Origin of the sequence: Cellulomonas sp. GbtcB1, from assembly GCF_019091725.1 — a bacterium.
Lineage (GTDB): Bacteria > Actinomycetota > Actinomycetes > Actinomycetales > Cellulomonadaceae > Cellulomonas.
Genome location: NZ_JAGXJG010000009.1, coordinates 36,637 through 53,847, shown reverse-complemented (window position 1 = coordinate 53,847; position 17,211 = coordinate 36,637). Strand labels below are relative to the sequence as shown.

Annotated in this window: 6 protein-coding genes; 1 reads left to right on the top strand and 5 read right to left on the bottom strand. The window is 68.8% G+C overall.

Annotation, left to right across the window (positions count from 1 at the left end):
• Positions 1–14: 14 nt before the first annotated feature.
• The 5 genes from pglZ to KVT14_RS05195 form a co-directional block, all read right to left on the bottom strand.
• Complete coding sequence (pglZ, locus tag KVT14_RS05215) at positions 15–2,723, bottom strand: BREX-2 system phosphatase PglZ (protein WP_217614698.1); 2,709 nt, start codon at positions 2,721–2,723, stop codon at positions 15–17.
• Positions 2,720–6,562 (bottom strand): hypothetical protein, encoded by a 3,843-nt coding sequence (locus KVT14_RS05210; RefSeq protein ID WP_217614697.1) that lies wholly within the window; start codon positions 6,560–6,562, stop codon positions 2,720–2,722. The genes pglZ and KVT14_RS05210 overlap by 4 nt, the downstream gene beginning before the upstream one ends.
• Positions 6,563–6,622: 60 nt before the next feature.
• Positions 6,623–10,228: a BREX-2 system adenine-specific DNA-methyltransferase PglX gene (gene pglX / locus KVT14_RS05205; RefSeq protein WP_217614696.1), complete on the bottom strand. Its 3,606-nt coding sequence runs from the start codon at positions 10,226–10,228 to the stop codon at positions 6,623–6,625.
• Positions 10,225–14,406, bottom strand: a complete 4,182-nt coding sequence (gene pglW / locus KVT14_RS05200) for a BREX system serine/threonine kinase PglW (RefSeq protein ID WP_217614695.1) — start codon at positions 14,404–14,406, stop codon at positions 10,225–10,227. Before pglW ends, pglX begins: the two co-directional genes overlap by 4 nt.
• Before the next feature lie 300 nt (positions 14,407–14,706).
• Entirely contained in the window at positions 14,707–15,903 is a 1,197-nt protein-coding gene (locus KVT14_RS05195) for an aldose epimerase family protein (protein WP_217614694.1), read from the bottom strand.
• Between the two features lie 224 nt (positions 15,904–16,127).
• Between KVT14_RS05195 and KVT14_RS05190 the strand changes: the two genes are divergently transcribed.
• Positions 16,128–17,180 (top strand): hypothetical protein, encoded by a 1,053-nt coding sequence (locus KVT14_RS05190; protein WP_217614693.1) that lies wholly within the window; start codon positions 16,128–16,130, stop codon positions 17,178–17,180.
• The last annotated feature ends 31 nt before the right edge of the window (positions 17,181–17,211 follow it).

Here is a 17,211-nt window from a genome sequence, read left to right as displayed (position 1 = left end):
AACCTCCCTGCCGTTCACCCGCTCAGCCCGAACTGCTCCTCGAGGAGCTGGACGTCGAGCCGCAACGTCGCACCGTCGCTGTCGACAGAGAGGATGTCGTAACCCTCGACGTTCAGGACCCGCTTGACCACGGCGAGGCCCTGCACGAACGGAGCGACGGGCATCCCCGCGGCCGCGGCGACAGTCTCCTGGTGCGCCCGCCCGCCCCGCTCGACCAGGGTGCGGAGCACCGTCTCGAGCAGTGCCGCCGAAGCGGCTCGGCCACCGAGGCGGAACTGGTCGGCGTAGACGCTCGATGTCAGCACGCGCCTCACCAGGTCGTCCTCCGGTGCACCCGTCGGCGGCGCCACAGCCTGCGCAACCGAGGCGAGCTCCAGATCGAACAAGGCGGGCTCCGCTCGGTCGACCACCGGCTTCCTGCGTGACCGCCTACCAGTGCCCTTGACCGCCGGCGCCCCGACCTTCACCTCGACGACCGGATCGTGCCACCAGACCGGCGCCTGAGGCGGCGCCGGCTCCCACCCGTCGGGGGCCGTCTGCGCGAGCGACCGCTGGTATACGAGCACCGGCACGGTGAGCTCCGCGAGGGACGCCCCTCCGTGGTAGCCGGCCCGGGCGGCACCGTACCTGGCGTCGTCGCGCCACAGGACGACGACCTGACCGCCGTCGAGCGCGACACGCGGCCCGCTGACCAGCACCTCCCCGTCCAGCGCGGGCCCGGATGACGCCGGCCTCCAGCGCGCGTCACCACCGGCGATCGCGGGGAGCATCTCGGTCTCGCGCTCGACGACGTGGCCGTGGTCGGAGGTCAGGACCACGGTTCGTCCCGCGATCGAGGCCGCGTTCAAGAGCCCGCGGAGCGGCTCCAGGTCCCCGATGCCCCACGGGCGCCCCGAAGTGTCGTTCTTGTGGGTCGCGTCGTCGATCGCGTTGATCACGACACCGACCACCGGAACCGTGGGATCGGCGATAGCGGCCGCGACGCCGTCCGCGAGCTGAGCACCGCCTGGTGCGCGCAACTCGCCCTTGTGGAACGCATGTGCTCCCGGGAACGCGGCAGCAAGACCAGACTTCTCCGTCGCGGAGGCGCCCTGACGGATCTCGCCGCAGAACAGGCTGGTGCGCGAGATCCCGGTCATTGACGGCAGCGCGGCAGCAGCGGCGAGCCGCCGCTTGGTCGCGGACGGCACCCACTCAACGAGGCCGGACCGCCCGACCTCGCCAGCGAGCTCGACAGCGACTGATCCGCTCATACCGTCCAGCACGATGAGCAGCACGCCTCCGTACGCCTTCCACGGGTCCACGACGAAGCGCAGGATGTTTTCGACGCCGAGCGCCGGCCCACCCGTTAGCGCATCCGCCAGCGACTGGACGACGACCGTGTCCCCGAGGTGCGCCGCGGCCACGGCGTCGCGCGACCGGCGGCGAACGCGGACGCGCTCGATGAGTCGGCCGTAGGCGGCGCCGACCTCGGGGTCGGACGAGCCGCTCCACAGCACGCCGAGTGCCGCGTCGACCCACGCACCGTCGGCGAGCTGCCGATGGAGATCCGCCCCGAGACTGTGCGCCTCGGTCTCCGGAGTCGCGAGCCACCGCGACAACCGCACTGCCATGCGGGGCGCGAGGTCGTGGCCTCCGAGCGCTGCTTCGCGGTGCTCGAGGACGCTAGCCAGCGACTCCTCCACGCCATCGCCGGAGTCCAGGGCCGCACCCAGCACCCGCAGGCGGGCGGTGAAGCCCGGGCGCAGGATGGCCGAGCGCTCTGCGCCCTCAGGCCACCCGAGGTTGTCCCGCAGCAAGGCCTCCGCCTGGTCGAGCACCACCCCGAGGCGCCCGTCGGGGTCGCTCTCGCGCGACAGCCGGAGCAGGGCCGAGACCGCCGCGTTCGCGATCTCCCGCGCCTCCACCGGGGTGACAGCGCGTCCTCCGACGTACCTCTCGAGCAGCCGGGTCCGCGCAGCGACCTGCGCTTCGGTGAGGTCTCCGGCCCGGTCCGGCCACAGCACGTCGATCGCCAGGCCGAGCGCGAGCGGCTTGACCAGGCCACCGGGCGCGGCGGTGGTGCGCAGGGCGAACGCGGCCGCGGTCCCGTACTGGTCACCGGCCCATGCGACAAGGTGGTCCTGGAGTCCTGGGTCGACACCTCCCCATGCCGCACGCGAGCCGTTGCTCAGCACGGCCAGGAGGAGGACGCCGTCGAGGTCCCGGGACTCCAGGCCGAGCAGGTAGCCGAGCAGACCACCGATGGCGTGCTCGGCGGTGACCGCGAGGTCGGTGGAGGGTGCCCAGCCCCCGGCAGGCTCGTGATCCAGCAGCGCGGTCGCCGCCCAGTCCAACCGGCGCAGCTCGCGGCTGACCTCCCGCGCGCCTCCGAAGAGCGCGGGGACGCTCGCCCACTCGTCCGGCTCCTCGATGCGCTGACCGTACGCGCGGGCCAGCACAGTGTCCGTCAGGTCCGCGCGGGGCCGATCCGTGAGGACGACGAGATACTCGTCGTCGGCCTGCTGCGTGTACGCGTCGAGGATCGCCAGCTGGGAGACGCCTTCGACGACCCGAACGCGCTGCCCGTCGACGGTCAGGCTTCCGCCGTGCCACCGCGGCTGGGCCCGCAAGACGAGCACGCGCGCGTCACCGCCCCTGGCGACCAGCTCGGCAGCGCGTGACCGCACGAGCGCCTCGGAGACGGCGACAGTGCGCGGCGCCTCGGTGGCGGCGCTGCTCACTCCCACCTCCAGCTCACGCGCAGCGTCTTGCCGGGAACGGGGTGGGTCAGCTCCTCGACGATCTGCTGACCGATCTCCTGGACCTCGAGGGCCCGCGAGACGAGCTGGCTCTTCTCCGCGAGTCGCACCCGTTCGCGCTCCTCGAGCTCGCGCCGCCTGCGGTCGAGCTCCGCCTTCTGGCGGGCCATCTCCGCGTCGCGCTCCGCCTGCTCGCGCCGCTTCGCCTCGAGCTCGGCCTGCTGCCTCGCGTACTCGGCGTCGCGGGCTGCGCGCTCCGCTGCGGCCTCGCGTTCGGCCTCCTCGCGGACACGACGCGCCCTCTCCGCCGCCTCCAGCCGCGCCTCGTCGTCTCGCCGACGCCGCTCGACTTCCTCGGGGTCGGCCGCGATGATCTCAAGCGCCTCGTCCGCCGCGCTGGCCAGGGCGGGCTTGAGCGGTGCGTGAAGCTCCGCCTGCCGCGCGGCTTCGCGAAGCGCGGCGAGCGCCCGTGCGGCCCGGTCACCGCCCAGACCCGGCAGCCGGTTGATGAGGCTCCAGTTCGCTCCTCGGAGCGCGGCGACGACGTCGCCGGAGGCCGCGATCGAGCGGCCGACCGCCTGGGACTCCGCGGGCAGGTCGAACTGTGCCAGCGCCTCGATCCTCGCGACGTCGTTCTCGGCCGTCGCGAGCACGGCGACCAGGTCCCGTGCTCGCGTGACGGACTGCCATCGCGGGCTCGTGTCATCGAGCCCGAGCACGTCGCGACGCGCTGACAGCTCCTCGGCCGCTTCCGCCGTCGTGCTCACCGCGGTCTGCGCCTTGCCGAGGAGCGCGTCGCTGACCCGCCGCACCGCGGCCGTCGAGAGGTGGTACTCGTCCGCGCCCACGCCGAACAAGGCCTTGGCGCGGGTCAGCGCGACCCGCCACTCCTCCTCCGAGGGCAGCACCGGCTCGCGCAGCAGCATGTCTGGGGTCAACGACCCGATCGCCGGCTCACTGGTACGGGCCCCGGCGCGGAACCACTCGCGATCGGTGATCCGGGCCCACGCGAGGACGAGCAGGTCCAGGGCGTCGGTGGTCATGCCGCGGTCCCCGAGGGCCCCGCGCAGCATCCCGACGGTCACGTCCCCCGTGCCGGCGGCGCGCGTGAACTCGTCGAAGAACGCGAAGGTCTGCGCGTCCAGCGCGTAGGTGGTCTCGCGCAGCGCCCCCACGCCGTAGCCAGTGACGACGCGTCGGACCTTGGTACCGGTCGACCGGTCGACATCGGCGAGCCGGCCGCCGGCGTCGACGGCCTTGCGGGCGAGGTCCAGCACGACGTTCAGCTCCGGGCGCCGCACCTCCTCGGTGCCCCGCTCGAGCTCGGGGTGCCGGGGGTACCGGGCGGTCAGCGCGGAGCCGAGGGCGCCGACGACGGCGTCGCGCAGGGTCGCCGCGGACGGCTGGCTGGGCGTGAACCCGTCGGCCAGGGTGACGAAGTTGGTACCCGTGAGCCGGGTGCCGAGGTTGTCGTCGCTCGCCGAGGAGTCGACCCCGTACGCCTGCCGCAAGAGCGCACCGAGCTGGCTGCGCAGGGAGTCCCGCTGGTTGGTCAGCAGGCGGCGGGCGGGCTCACGGTCGTTGACTGGCAGGTTGCTGGCGTACTGGTCGAACCGGTTGCCGGTGAGCAGGTACTCGAGCTGGACGAGCTTGCCGACGTCGTCCATGCGCTGCGCGGTGAGGAAGTGCGGCACCCAGATGATCGTGTCCGAGACGACGCCGTCCTGCTTGAGACCGTAGATGCGCGCGGTGTCGTCGGACGGTCCGCGCCCCTCTTCGTCGTCGAACGGGTAGTCGACGACGAGCTTCCAGCGGGCGTCCGTCGCCTTGAGCGTCTCGACCGGCACGGCCGCCTCATCACGGACGTTGCCGAACACGACGTCGACGGCTCGCTTCTGACCCCGCCACACGTGCTCGAGCGCGTACTCGCCGGCATAGGAACCGGCCGCTACCGCCTCGATCTCGGCGACGAGGGTGTCGCGGATGAGCTTGCGCCGGTTGGCGTGCGAGTCCTCCTGCGCGACGTGGGCGAGGATGGCGTCGAAGTCGACGCCGGTGAGCTGGAGGCTGACGACCGGGTCAGCGGTGGACCCGACGGTGATCTCGGAGAACTTGGCCTGCCACTCGGTCGCGAGGGTGACGACCTGCCCCGAGACGTTGCCGCCGAACATCGACACGACGGACCCGAAGTTCAGCGCCGCCAGCTTCGACGCCGTGAGGTCCTTGAGGGACGTCGCACCGGGGGCGATCGCGGCGACGAGCAGCGTCTTCGCCAGGCGGTCCTCCCGCCGGAACGCGTGGTTGCGGTCAAGCGCCCGGGCCTCGGCGTCGGTGAGGCTGTGCTTGGCCAGCAAGTACGGGCGCATCTTGCCGCGGTAGAACGTCGCGGCGGCCTCGAACACCTTGACCATGTCATCGGTGAGTGGCTTGGCGTCACCGAGCACGACGACGTCAAACAGATCACCGACAGGGATGACGTCGCCGACCGTGAGCTCGTCCCGGCCGCGGTAGAGCAGCTCGCTCATGATCTTGAGGGCGGTGCGCTCGCGCTGCATGATCGCGGAGAGCGCGACCATGGCGTCGACGAGCGCCGGCGAGAACGGGTAGACCTTCTCGAAGTCCACCGCGCTCGAGCCGGCGGAGTCGGTGAGAAGGTGCCTCCAGTCCGTCGGGTTGCCGCGCACGCGCGCGACGGCGGCGGCGAGCGCGTCCTTGCCCGCGTCCGACGTCGGGCTGAGCAGTCGCTTGTGGACGATCTCCGGCAGGTCGGCGGCCGCCAGGGTGATCTTGTCGAAACGGTCCTCCCACCACTGGAAGGAATCCTCGAGCGCCACCTGCTCAGCTCCGACGTTCCCGCCGCCGAGGAACTCCTTGAGTGCCCGCTGGCGAGCGACGAAGGAGATCATCGGGATTGCCATCTGACCCGACCCGGTCTCGACGAGCTTGGCGACCTTGGAGGTCTCGTTCTGGATGAACGCCGAGTCCCGCAGGTGGTTGGCCAGCCACAGCACGAGCTCATCGAGGAACAGCACCAGCCCGTCGTAGCCGAGCTCCTTGGCGTGGGCCGTCATGGTCCGCAGCCCCTGGTCGATCGGCAGCCACGCCGACGTCGACGTGTATCCCGGGAAATACGTCTCGACCAGCTTCGCCGCGACCGCCTGCCGGTCGCGCTCGCTCGCGGAGCCGCTCGCCGCCGCGTCGAGGTCCCCTGCGGTGAGGCCGCCGTCGCTGAGGGCGCCGAGCACGGGGTCGACATCGCCCGCGAACTGGGAGAAGAACGCCTCGTCACCCATCTTGGCGCGCAGGTTCTGAGCATCCTGGAAGAGCAGGTCGCTCCGGTGCAGGACCGGCGGAGCCGCGTCCGGGTGCTTCTGCTTGACGGTGTTGATGTACCCCTGGAACAAGGCACCTTCGAACGACTCGGCTCCGATGAGGTGGTAGTCCACTGCGAGGAGCCTGCGCGACAGCACGTCCGTGTGGTCAGCGACAGTCTGCTGCAGTCCCGGCAGAGCTCGCGCGTGCGGGTTGCCGGTGAGCAGCAGGTGCATCACCGCCATGTAGTGCGACTTACCGGAGCCGAACGAGCCGTGGATGAAGGCGCCCTTCGCGTTGCCCCGCGCGAGGGCGGATCTGACCAGAGTGAGGCCATCCCCGAACGCCTCAGCGATCTTCTCGGTGACGACGTAGTCCCGCAGCGTCCGATCGGCTGCGGGCACGCCCTCGTGGATCCGCATGACGAAGTCGTCGTCGTGCACGGCCTCGGGCACGTGGATCGCATCGCGCAGCAGCATCGACAGTGCGCCAGCGGTGGGGGTGCTCATCGATCGACTCTTCCGTTCCTCGTGTACATCGCTCCGTCGTCACTCATCCAGTCGATCGCGCTATGTCCGGCGCCGACGACCGCGCGTCGCGGCCGGTGGCCGCCAGTCGTTGACGTCGTCGCGCGTCATCTGAAGGTGCGCGAGGAGCTGGTCGATCTGGCTCGTCACCGCCTGGGCGGCGCTCGACCCGAACTCCGGCTCCAGATCGGTGTGCCACTGGTGCAGCCACGGCTCGAGCTCGACGAGCCCAGCGACCATCGGCACCAGCGCCTCGTCGGACGCGCCGAGCGCCTGCTGAGTCAGGATCTCGCGAACGAGTGCGACCGCCTGGTCTCGGTGGTTCCACCCGGCCCAGCCCAACACCGGACTCGTGTCGCCCTCACGGCCGACGCCCGGGTAGAGAACGAAGCGCTCCTTCGGCACGTCGAGCTTGCCTCGAGCCTTCCAGCACTCGACCCGCTGGAAGTCGGCGATCGCGTACTTCGGCGGCACCGGGATCGTTACCTTTTCACCGGCGTCTTCACGCCGTTGAAGGTCCCAAACCGACTGCCACTCACGGAACTTCTCCAGCCCGGATGGCTTGTAGCGGTGGGCAGCGAGGTACGGCACCGCTTCCCTCAAAGCCAGGCTTTCGACGACAGCCGTAAGTTCCGGTTCGACGTTGCCCGTGAGGGCACACGCGAGGTCCCGCATGACTTGGTCGCTGCGCAGCAGGTCAGCCAGCTGCGCCACCGAACGAGCCGTCGGCCCCTGGGAATCGACCCAGAGGCTCTGCTCCTCGAGCCGGTCGAGTATCGCTGATTCCAGCGCGTCCTCGAGCTGCCGCTCCCAAGGCACCGTGGCCCACCTACGCTTGTACTCAGGACGTTCGAGAAGTCGGATGTTCCCGTCGGACGCCATGACGGCGAGACGCTTCTCCACCAGCTCCCGATAGTCAGCCGGCCACACCGTGGGGAGATCACAAAGGGGTGTCGAGCCGTGCCGGTCGAACCACGCCGTCTCCTCCCCACCCGCCTGGACGTGCCGTGCGAGAGCGACCTCGAACGACCGCTCCCCCAGACCGATCTGGTCGACGGCCTCACCGTGGTATGTCAGGTCCTCGTCCAGCAGTCCATAGAGGCGGTAGGTCTCCCAGTCTAGTTCCTCCTGCTCGAAAACTAGGCGACCCCGCAGGATGGACCAGCGCACGCTCGCGGCCTGAATTGCGCGCGAGAGCGACCCACTAGAACCTGTCGAGAAGCACTCTGCCAAAACGGCCTCAGGGGTTGCCGCACTCAGATCGCGCGACAGTGCATCGAGCACGGCTCCGCGCTTACTCATGACGGACATGTCCCGTGGCAATGGAAACCGACCGATATTTGAGCTATTGAACTGATACCGGGTCGCCCACGCCGCCGAATTTTTGTCCTTAGCATAACTTACTTCTTTGAGCCAGAAGCATGCGGTTGAACTATTGAGAACCGCCAGAAGTGCAGTGAAGCTTTCTTCACTAGCCTCGGCCGGCATCTTGACGATCGGCGCGGTTTGCTTGAAAGCACTCTGCCCGCGGGTCAAGACGAAGTGATTGTGAGTCGCAACTTCGGCGAACGTAAGCGCCCACGGGTGGGCGCCGTCGTCCTTTGGCATCTGGTGCCACTCGTACCAGGGTCGCCCCTCGGAGAAATAAGTTCGCTTCGCGAAAGTCGCACGATTCCCGAGTTCGGTGCGAAGCGGCCAGATTCGACGAGCCGACTCCGGGAAATCGCTAAGTGGCCTCAGCTCATTCGCAGGAGTGTACGGCACGAAGGCCGGTTCTGCACCGCTGATCACGTAGTCCCGGACCTGGTCACCGACGACTAGCGGCCGGTACGCATCACCCTCACCGGTTTGCAGTACGACGCTCGAGCTCACCAGAAATGCGTCGTCAGCTCCCGGTACCCCGAAGAAGCCGATGCGATGGGCGCGACCGTTTACCCGACTCGACGTCGCCGATTCTATGCGGTCGACCACCTTGTCTGCGCCACCCCCGCTGAGTGAAACAGGGTGAGACGTCAACGCGGCGCGCTCGATGTCGCTCACCGAGACATACGAACCAATGAACCCCGGGTCGTCAACGTGCTCGACTATCTCAGTCCAGACAGGTCCCCTTGCCGGCTCCTCCGGACGGGCCGCGTCACCAACGATCCCGAGCACCGCCCGTACGGTTTCCCCGATCGGAAGTCGACGACGACCGAAAATGAGGACTGTTGTCGTCCCCTCGAAATTGTGGCCTGGCATCCACGCGCCCGAAGAATCGACGATCAGACTGAGGTCGACGGGGTTACCAGCGATCCGAGAGGCGAACAGGTCTTCAACGACGGGCTTCCCAAACATTCGGGTCAGGAACGATTTAGATGTGATCTGTCCAATATATCCCGCCCCGCGACCTCGCTCGCCGCGAAGTGCCAGCCTGAAGAAGAGCTCCATAAAGGGCGCCGCAAGAGTGTATTTTCGGTAGATTGTCGAATATGCCCCTCTGTATTGCTCACTCGCCTTCGGGTCGGCCGCTGCAATGTAAGGGGGGTTTCCGACCACGACGTGATATCCGCCGCCTGCAAGGATTCCTTGATACTCGGAGACGTCCTCGGTGTGGTACGTGAACCGTTCGGCAGTGGCTTCGACGGCCATTGCCAATTCGCCTTGGACGCCCTGCTCCCCCAGCAAGGAGTCGCCGATTGCAAGGTGGAACCCAAGCGGGGCTACGCCTACGAGAGACTTCGCCCCCTGAGCGACCACACCTGCAACCGTCAGTCGAAACCGCGCGATCGCGATCGCGAAAGGGTTGAGGTCAACGCCATGGATGGAATCCATGGCACGTCGGACTCGCTGCTTAGCATTCATCGCGGGAGCTTCAGAGGCCCATTGTCGATTCAGGCGCTCGAAAGCCCCCAACAGAAAATGCCCAGAGCCACATGCGGGATCAATTAAGCGCAGGCCCTCGATCCCAAACTCGGCAATTGCCGGAGTCAGCGTGCGATCAAGAATAAACTGCTCTACAAACTCGGGTGTTTGCAGCAGCGCGTATGTCTTCTTCGCGTGCTCTGACAGGTCCTGATATAGGTCGCCGAGGAAGCGAGTGTCGAGGTCGGGGTCTGTGAAGTCGTGGATCAGAGTCCCATCGTCATGGGCCCGTCGCCAGAAAGTGAGCAGTTCTTTCGCAGCCTCGGCGCTGATCTCCGCGGTCCACACCGGGTTGTGCTTCGGGTCGACCAGTGCCGCGCCCGCGGGCTGGGCCGCGAGTACGCGGAACGCCTGCTGGAGCCAGTCGCGGTCGTGATGGCTGGTGTGGACGCGGAAGTACGCCGTCTGATTCTCCCGAGCCCGCGCGGTGCGGTCGCCTGGGCCGGCGATCCAGCCCACGGGGACAGGCATGCCGTCGAGCGTCGCACCCACGAGCAGGTCGTTGTCCTCGCAGAACCGGATGAACGTCGTCGCCACGATCCACGCGACCGCGGCCTGGTCGACCTCGTTGTCCCGCCACGCCGACCAGGAGAGCCCAGTGCGCTCACGTCGCAGCGCCTCGGCGTGCTCCCGCTGGAGCGCCGCACCCCACTCAGTCGTGGCGTCGTCGGCGCGCGCCTTCAGGTCGGCCTGCAGGACCCGGAGCTGGGCCTTGAGGTCGGCGAGGAGGGCGGAAGAGTGGATCATGAACGGTCTCCGGTCGAGGTCGTGCTGCAGGGCGCGTGCTTGTCGTCGTCGGCAAGCTGCGCAAGGTCGCGGGGCAGGTCGATCCAGCCGCTCGGTCCGAGCGGCACGGACCGCCCGTCCAGCAGCGGCGCGCGGGCGTCACCAGGCTTGGCGACGAGGAGCCACCGCGCGGCCGGTCTGCTGGTACCGGTGTCCAGCAAGGCAGCCAGCAACGACGTCATGCAATACCGCACGAGCGGGCCGGCATTGGTCAGCAGCAGAGGGCGTGGTGACGCGAGACGGTCCGCCCACGCTGGCTCGACGGATCGCTGGACGACGCCCTGCAGTGCCTTCCACTGTTTGCTGTCCCGGTCCAGGGCGTCGTAGCCGAGCAGTCCGTGCCATCTGCCACCTGCCTTCTCGATCTGCTCCTTCGTGGCTGTCACAACGAGCCCCGCGACGTCGAGGACGTCGATGTCGAACGTCGCCGTCAGTGCACGGACCGCGGCGGTGTACCGCCGCGGCGGCACCGTCAGCGTGAGAGCCGAGTGCCGGGCGAGCGCGTCGTGGAGCTTGCGCGTGGTCTCCGCGGCCGGCGTCGGTGCGTACTGCGTGGTCTGGACCGACCCCGTGGTGAAAAGCGCCGTGGTCTTGGACTCGTAGACGCCGTTGCGGTTGACCAGGTCCGGGTACAGGTCACGCATGAGCGCGTCGAGCTTCTCGGGACCGGCCGGCAACGCCTCCGCGAGGTGGGGGAAGCGAGCGCTGAGCGTGCGCCGCACCGACGCCTGGCTGATGGCGCGGCCCGGCTTGCCTCGCATCGCGTGCTCGAGGGCCGTCGTGATCGGCAGCGCCCTGGGATACAGCTCCTGGAAACCCGAGAGCGCGGCGGTCTGGCTGGCTGCGGCGGCGAGCCGCAGCACCCGGGTGTCAGCGACCTGCCACTGGCCCGCGCCGTCGAGCTGCTCCACCACGCCGCGCAATGAGCCGATCGCGGTGCTCGCGGTGATGACACCACCTGTGGCCACCAGATCGTCAGCCTTGGCACCCAGCTCAGCCGCGAGCTCCGTGAGCAGGTCCGCCGGCGGACTCACGTCACCCGCGTCCGCCGCGGCAGCGGTCTCGCTCAGTGCCAGCAGGTCCGCCTTGGCGTCTGCCCGGCGACGGAGCACAAACACGGAGTCGGTGTCTCGGGCGTCGAACTCGACGATCGCGCGCACCAGGGCCGTCCCGTGCCTCGTGCGTCCGTCGCCATCGAGTGTGGACCCGCGCAGGGTGACCAGCGCGGCCGCAGCCTCGGGGACCGTCATGACGCGGCCGGCATCCTGCACGATGCTCGTCAGCTCGTCGCATGCCGCGAGGAACTGCGGGTGCTTGGACCACGCGGCGGCGGCCTCGTCGATGATCGCGGTGATGCGTTCACGCGCCATCTGCGCGTCGGTAGCAACCTTGGCGGCCGTCGGCCATGCAGAAGCGCCATCAAGACCGAGCAAGGCACGGGCGATCGGCTGATCGGCGGGCGGCAGCATCTCCAGCAAGTTGCGTACCAGGCGATCCACCCCGAGCGCCACGGCGACTCCGTCGACGGGCTCCGTCGGACGCAACGCCGTGCGCCACTGCCCGATGCGCGCCTGGATCTCCTTGCGGTATGTCTCCCCCAGCCCGCGGATGCCGTTGATCTTCACCGGGTGCACGCCGAGGATGTCTCCGACGGTGACGACGCCGTCGAGCTTACGCAGCGCTGACAGCGCCTGCGCCGAGAGGCCGGACTGCTCCAGCGGCGTCTCGAGCGCGGCTTGGGAAGCAAGCTCGTCATCCTTCTTCCGCGCGTCCTCACCGAGCGCGAGGCCGGCGAACGCCTCGGTCCAGGCACGCAGCAAGTCCTCAACGTTGCCGAAGCGGTCCTTCGCGTCCGGAGCCAGTGCCTTACGGAACAGCGCCGCCAGCGGTGCCGCCACGGCCGGATCGAACGACGTCGGCTCGACGACCGCCCGCTCGGTCGCTGTGGCCGGCGTGCTCGCGCCGTTGGGCCACCACGGCAGCACACCGGTCGCCATCTCGAAGAGGGTCACCGAGACCGCCCAGAGCTCCGCCGCACGGTCGTAGCGGTTGCGCCGACCCCTGCCCAGGTACGGGTCGAGATATCCCGGCGTGCCCGAGCCGATGGCCTCCAGGGGCTCGCGCGCGAGGGAGAAGTCGAACAAGGTTAGGTGTGGCCTGCGGTAGCGAGGGTCCGGAGCGATGCCGAGGTTCGCCGGCTTGCTGTCGCGGTGGAAGACGCCTTCGACGTCGACGAGGTAGGCCATCGCCTCGAGCAGGTCGGTGCCCCACCGCTGCAGCTGCTCGAGCGTTGACTGACCCTCCTTGGTCAACCGGGTCGCAAGGGTCTCCTTGCCCGCATCGGACATCAGCAGCACGCGACGGCCGCCGAGCTCGAGCGACTCGACCAGGCGGACGACCCGAGGGTGCTCGATCCCGGCGAGGACCTCGGCCTCGACATCGAGCCGGCGGCCGGCCGCGTCGTCCCGAGCGATCTTGAGGATGAACTCCCGTTCGTCACCCGCGTCGTCGTCGAGGACGGCAACAGCAACACCCGACGAGCCTTCGCCACGCTTGCCTGTGACGAGGAAGCGGCTGCCGATCATGTCGCCGGTCTGGGCGTCGAGCGGGTCCTCGACCTCGTCGGGAGCTTCCTCGGTGTCCGGGCGTCGCACGTCGTCCCACGCGATGCGGACGAAGGTGAGGGCGTCCTCCATCGACGCGGGGCGCGCCGACTCGTCGACGGCCGTGAGTTCGCTGATCACGTCGGCGAGGGAGTCCGGCAGTGCCGCGGTGACGGCGCGCGGGTCGAACCGACCAGCCTGCTGCTGAACCTCCTGCACTTCCGCGATGGTGGTGGCCGGCGCCTTCCCCGTGAGGATCAAGAACGACAGGGCACCGAAGCCGAAGATGTCCAGCGGGGCGCCGGGGACGTCCGAGACAGACTGCCGCGCCTCGGGGGCGAGCCACACCAGGTCCTGGTGGCCGGCGACGCCCGTCAGGTCTGTGACACCGCGACTGATGACGGTCCACCCGGTCGTGGACGCTGTCTCGCGATCCTTCTGCGCCGAGTACCAGTCCCGCACCTCGAGGCGGGGACCGTCGGACGTCGGTCGGACCCACACGCGCTGCGGCGACAACGCTCGGTGGAACAGGTGACGGTTGTGGGCATACCGCAGGATGTCCCCGAGCTGCTCGACCATCGCCACACGCGCGTCGAGGGTGAGCGTTGCCCCCTCGTCGACGAGGAACGCATCGAGCGGCCGCTCAGCGTCCTGGTACTCGAAGAGCAGAGCCGGGCCGTCATCCGTGGTGAGCAGCTGCTGCGGGACGGCGATGCCGTCGTGCCTAATTCCGTACGTGAGCTGGAACTCACGCTGGGCGAGCTGCTCGATCCGCTTGCGCTCCGACGCCGCCGCCTTCGGCGGCACGTCATACAGGCGCAGCCGCTGCTTGATCTTCGGCAGGTTCGGGTGCGTCACCACCACGTCCTGCCAGTCGACGCCCTCCGCTACCGGGTCGGACTCCGCGACTGCGTAGTCGCCGACCATGCGCGTCTTCGGTGTGGGACGGAAGTCCGCCTTCTGGCACAGGTGCCGAACGAGCTGTGCGCGCTGCGGATCGATGCTGTCGCGCGGGTTGACCGGCGGCGTGGCCAGGAACTCGCTCAACCGCTGGAGCGGCGGCTTCGAGGCGACGTCGTAGCCGTCGAGCTTGATGACGCCCGCGCGCCCGGACTGGTCGACCTTGAACTCTGATCCTTGACCGTGGAGGACGACCAGAGCGTTGACCCACGGGAGGTTGCGCTCCATCTGCGGACTCGTCGCGTAGGACTTGAGCAGCGTCGCCAAACGCTTGCCCTTGCGGTCAGTCACCACGAACGGGTTGGGGTGCGTCTTACCCGGCTGGTACCAGCGCTGCGAGGTACCGGTGATGGTGCCGTGCCAGCCCTTGAGCTCGACGCAGAACAGCCCCACAGGGGTGAGGAGGAGAACGTCGACCTCGGCCGTGCGGTTGTTCGGGTCGATGAAGGTGAGGTTCACCCACGCGGTGGTACGGCCGTCGTCTGGCAGGACCTCCCGGAAAGCCTCGAGCGCGGCGGCCTCCTCAGCAGTCGCCGGCGGCCCCATGACCTTCCAGTTCGGCGAGTCAGCCTTCATCAGCGGATGGTGCTCCGGTCATCGTTGTTGCTCTGCGGGAGGCGCGATCGCCTACCCCTAGAGCGTAGTGAGCCTGGCGACCCCCCGGGTGACAGCTCCTTGGTGATCCGGAGACCGGTGAGCACACGGGCGGCAGACAAGAGTCTGCCTGCATCTCCAGGACCTGCGGGCGGTCCTGGGACCTGCAGCTCGCGCGCCACCCGTTCGGAGCATCCGCGCACGCTCGACCGCGCGGCAGGCGCAGAACGTGCAGCGGGAGTCGGACGACTCCTCGCCCGACTCCCGCTCCACGTTCGTTCGTCACCGCCGCCCGCGCGACAGGTCGAACACCGTCATCGTGTCGTACGTCTCCCCCGGCCGCAGCGTCGTGCTCGGGAACTGCGGCTGGTTCGGCGAGTCCGGGAAGTGCTGCGTCTCGAGCGCCAGCCCGTCGGACTGCCGGTACACGTGCCCGCCGGTGCCGACGAGCGTCGCGTCCAGGAAGTTGCCCGAGTAGAACTGGATGCCCGGCTCGGTTGTCCACATCTTCAGCGTCCGCCCGGAGTCCGGGTCACGGAGCTTCGCCGCCAGCTGGAGGCTGCCGTCGTCGGGCCGGTCGAGCACCCAGTTGTGGTCGTAGCCCTGCCCGAACAGCAGCTGCTCGAACGGCTCGCGGATGCGTTCGCCGATCGGCGTCGCCGACCGGAAGTCCATCGGCGTGCCCGACACGTCGGCGATCTCGCCGGTCGGGATCAGCGTCGAGTCGACCGGCGTGTAGCCGCTGGCCGGCAACGTGAGCTCGTGGTCGAGGATCGACGACGTGCCCTCGCCCTGGAGGTTCCAGTAGGTGTGGTTCGTCAAGTTCACGACCGTCGGCGCGTCCGTCGTCGCCGTGTAGTGGATCTCGAGCTTCTGGTCCCGGGTCAGTGTGTAGGTGACCTGGACGTCGAGGTTCCCCGGGTAGCCCTCCTCGCCGTCGGGGCTCAGGTAGGCGAGCTGCAGGCCGACGGTGCCGTTGTTCTGGATCGGCGTCGCGGTCCACACCTTGGTGTCGAAGCCGTTGAAGCCGCCGTGCAGGCTGTTCGGGTCGTTGTTGATCGGCAGCTGGTAGGTGGTGCCGTCGAGCTCGAACTCGCCGTTCGCGATGCGGTTGCCGTACCGGCCGATGAGTGCGCCGAAGTAGGGGCCCGGGTTGTTGTTGTCGAGGTAGCCCTGCAGGTCGGCGAAGCCGAGGACGACGTTCACCGGGTCCTTGCGGCCGTTCGGGACCTCGAGCGACTGGATGATGCCGCCGTAGGTGAGGATCCGGACGGTCATGCCGCGGTTGCTCAGCGTGTACCGCTCGACGGCCGTGCCGTCCTCGGTGGCGCCCCACGGCTCGGACGTGATGGTTGCGGTGTCGTGGTGGCCGCCGCCCTTGTCACCGCCCCAGCGGTCGGTGGTGTCGTCGGCACCTAGGGCGGCGGGACCGCCCGAGACGAGCACTGCGGCGACCGCGAGCGGGGCGACGACGCTCACGAGGCCGCGACGGAGTTGACGCATGCGCATGTGACTCCCCCTGTCCACGTCGGCCGGCGCCGCCCCCTGGGACGTCGGTGTCCCGCGGCGCGGCGACCCTGGCGCGTGACGTGGAGGGGTCGGGTGCCCGGAGGGGCGGTGCGGTCGTGGTCGACGCTAGGACTGTTGAACGCGAGTGGTCAATGCCCGCACGCCGCACGCCGAACCCATGCATGATGACGACCATGGCCCTGTTCGAGCTCACGCCGGAACGTTCCCTCGAGGTCGTGCGCAAGACGACCTTCGCCGCGGAGGGCGTCCTCGAGCGAAGCGACCTCCAGGCGGCACTGCGCGACAACATCGGCGTCATCGACCCGGACCTGCTGGTCGTGGCCGAGGAGTTCGGTGACTTTCAGGACGTCAAGCGCCGCATCGACCTTCTCGCTGTGGACCGGGGTGGCCAGCTCGTCGTCATCGAGCTCAAGCGGACGGACGACGGCGGGCACATGGAGCTCCAAGCGCTGCGCTACGCAGCGATGGTGTCCACCATGACCTTCGAGCAGCTCGCCGATACCTATGAGCGCCACCTCCGCGCTCTCGGCGCTCTGGATGCGGACGGAGCCCGGGTTCACCTCGCCCACTTTCTCGAGGAGGTGGGTGGTGAAGATGCCGTCCTCGAGCGCCGGGTGCGGATCATCCTCGTCTCCGCTGGCTTCGACACCCAGATCACGACGACCGTTCTGTGGCTCAACGACCTGTATCAGCTCGACATCACGTGCATCCGACTGGTCCCGTACCGGGTCGACGGCCGACTGCTGCTCGACATCCAGCAGGTGATCCCGCTGCCTGAGGCCCGCGAGCTCACGGTGCGTCTCCGTGAGCGGGAGTCCGCTGCGCGCGTCGCGTCGACACGGACCGAGGGCGCCGACTGGACGCCCTATGTGATAACGACGCCCACAGGTCAGACCGAGCCTCTTCGCAAGCGTCGCGCGGTCCTCGCCATGGTGACCGCTCTGGCGGCGGCGGGCGTGGACCCCCACGACATTGAAGAGGTCATCCCGGGGCCGCGCTTCCTCGCGATCGACGCCGAGGTGACCGGCTCTGATCTCGTGGAGTCGTTTGTCTCGGACTACCCGGGTGCGCATGGGAACGAGCGCCGCTGGTTCTTCGAGGCGCCGGTGCACGCCGGAGGGCGGACGTGGGTCCTCTCGAAGATGTGGGGAGCCAACACTGAGCCGACCCTCGCAGCCCTGCAACGTCTCGCCGACGGCTTCGGCTTTCATGCTGCCAGGGACTGAGCGCTGGCTCGCGCCACCCGTGGGCGCGTCT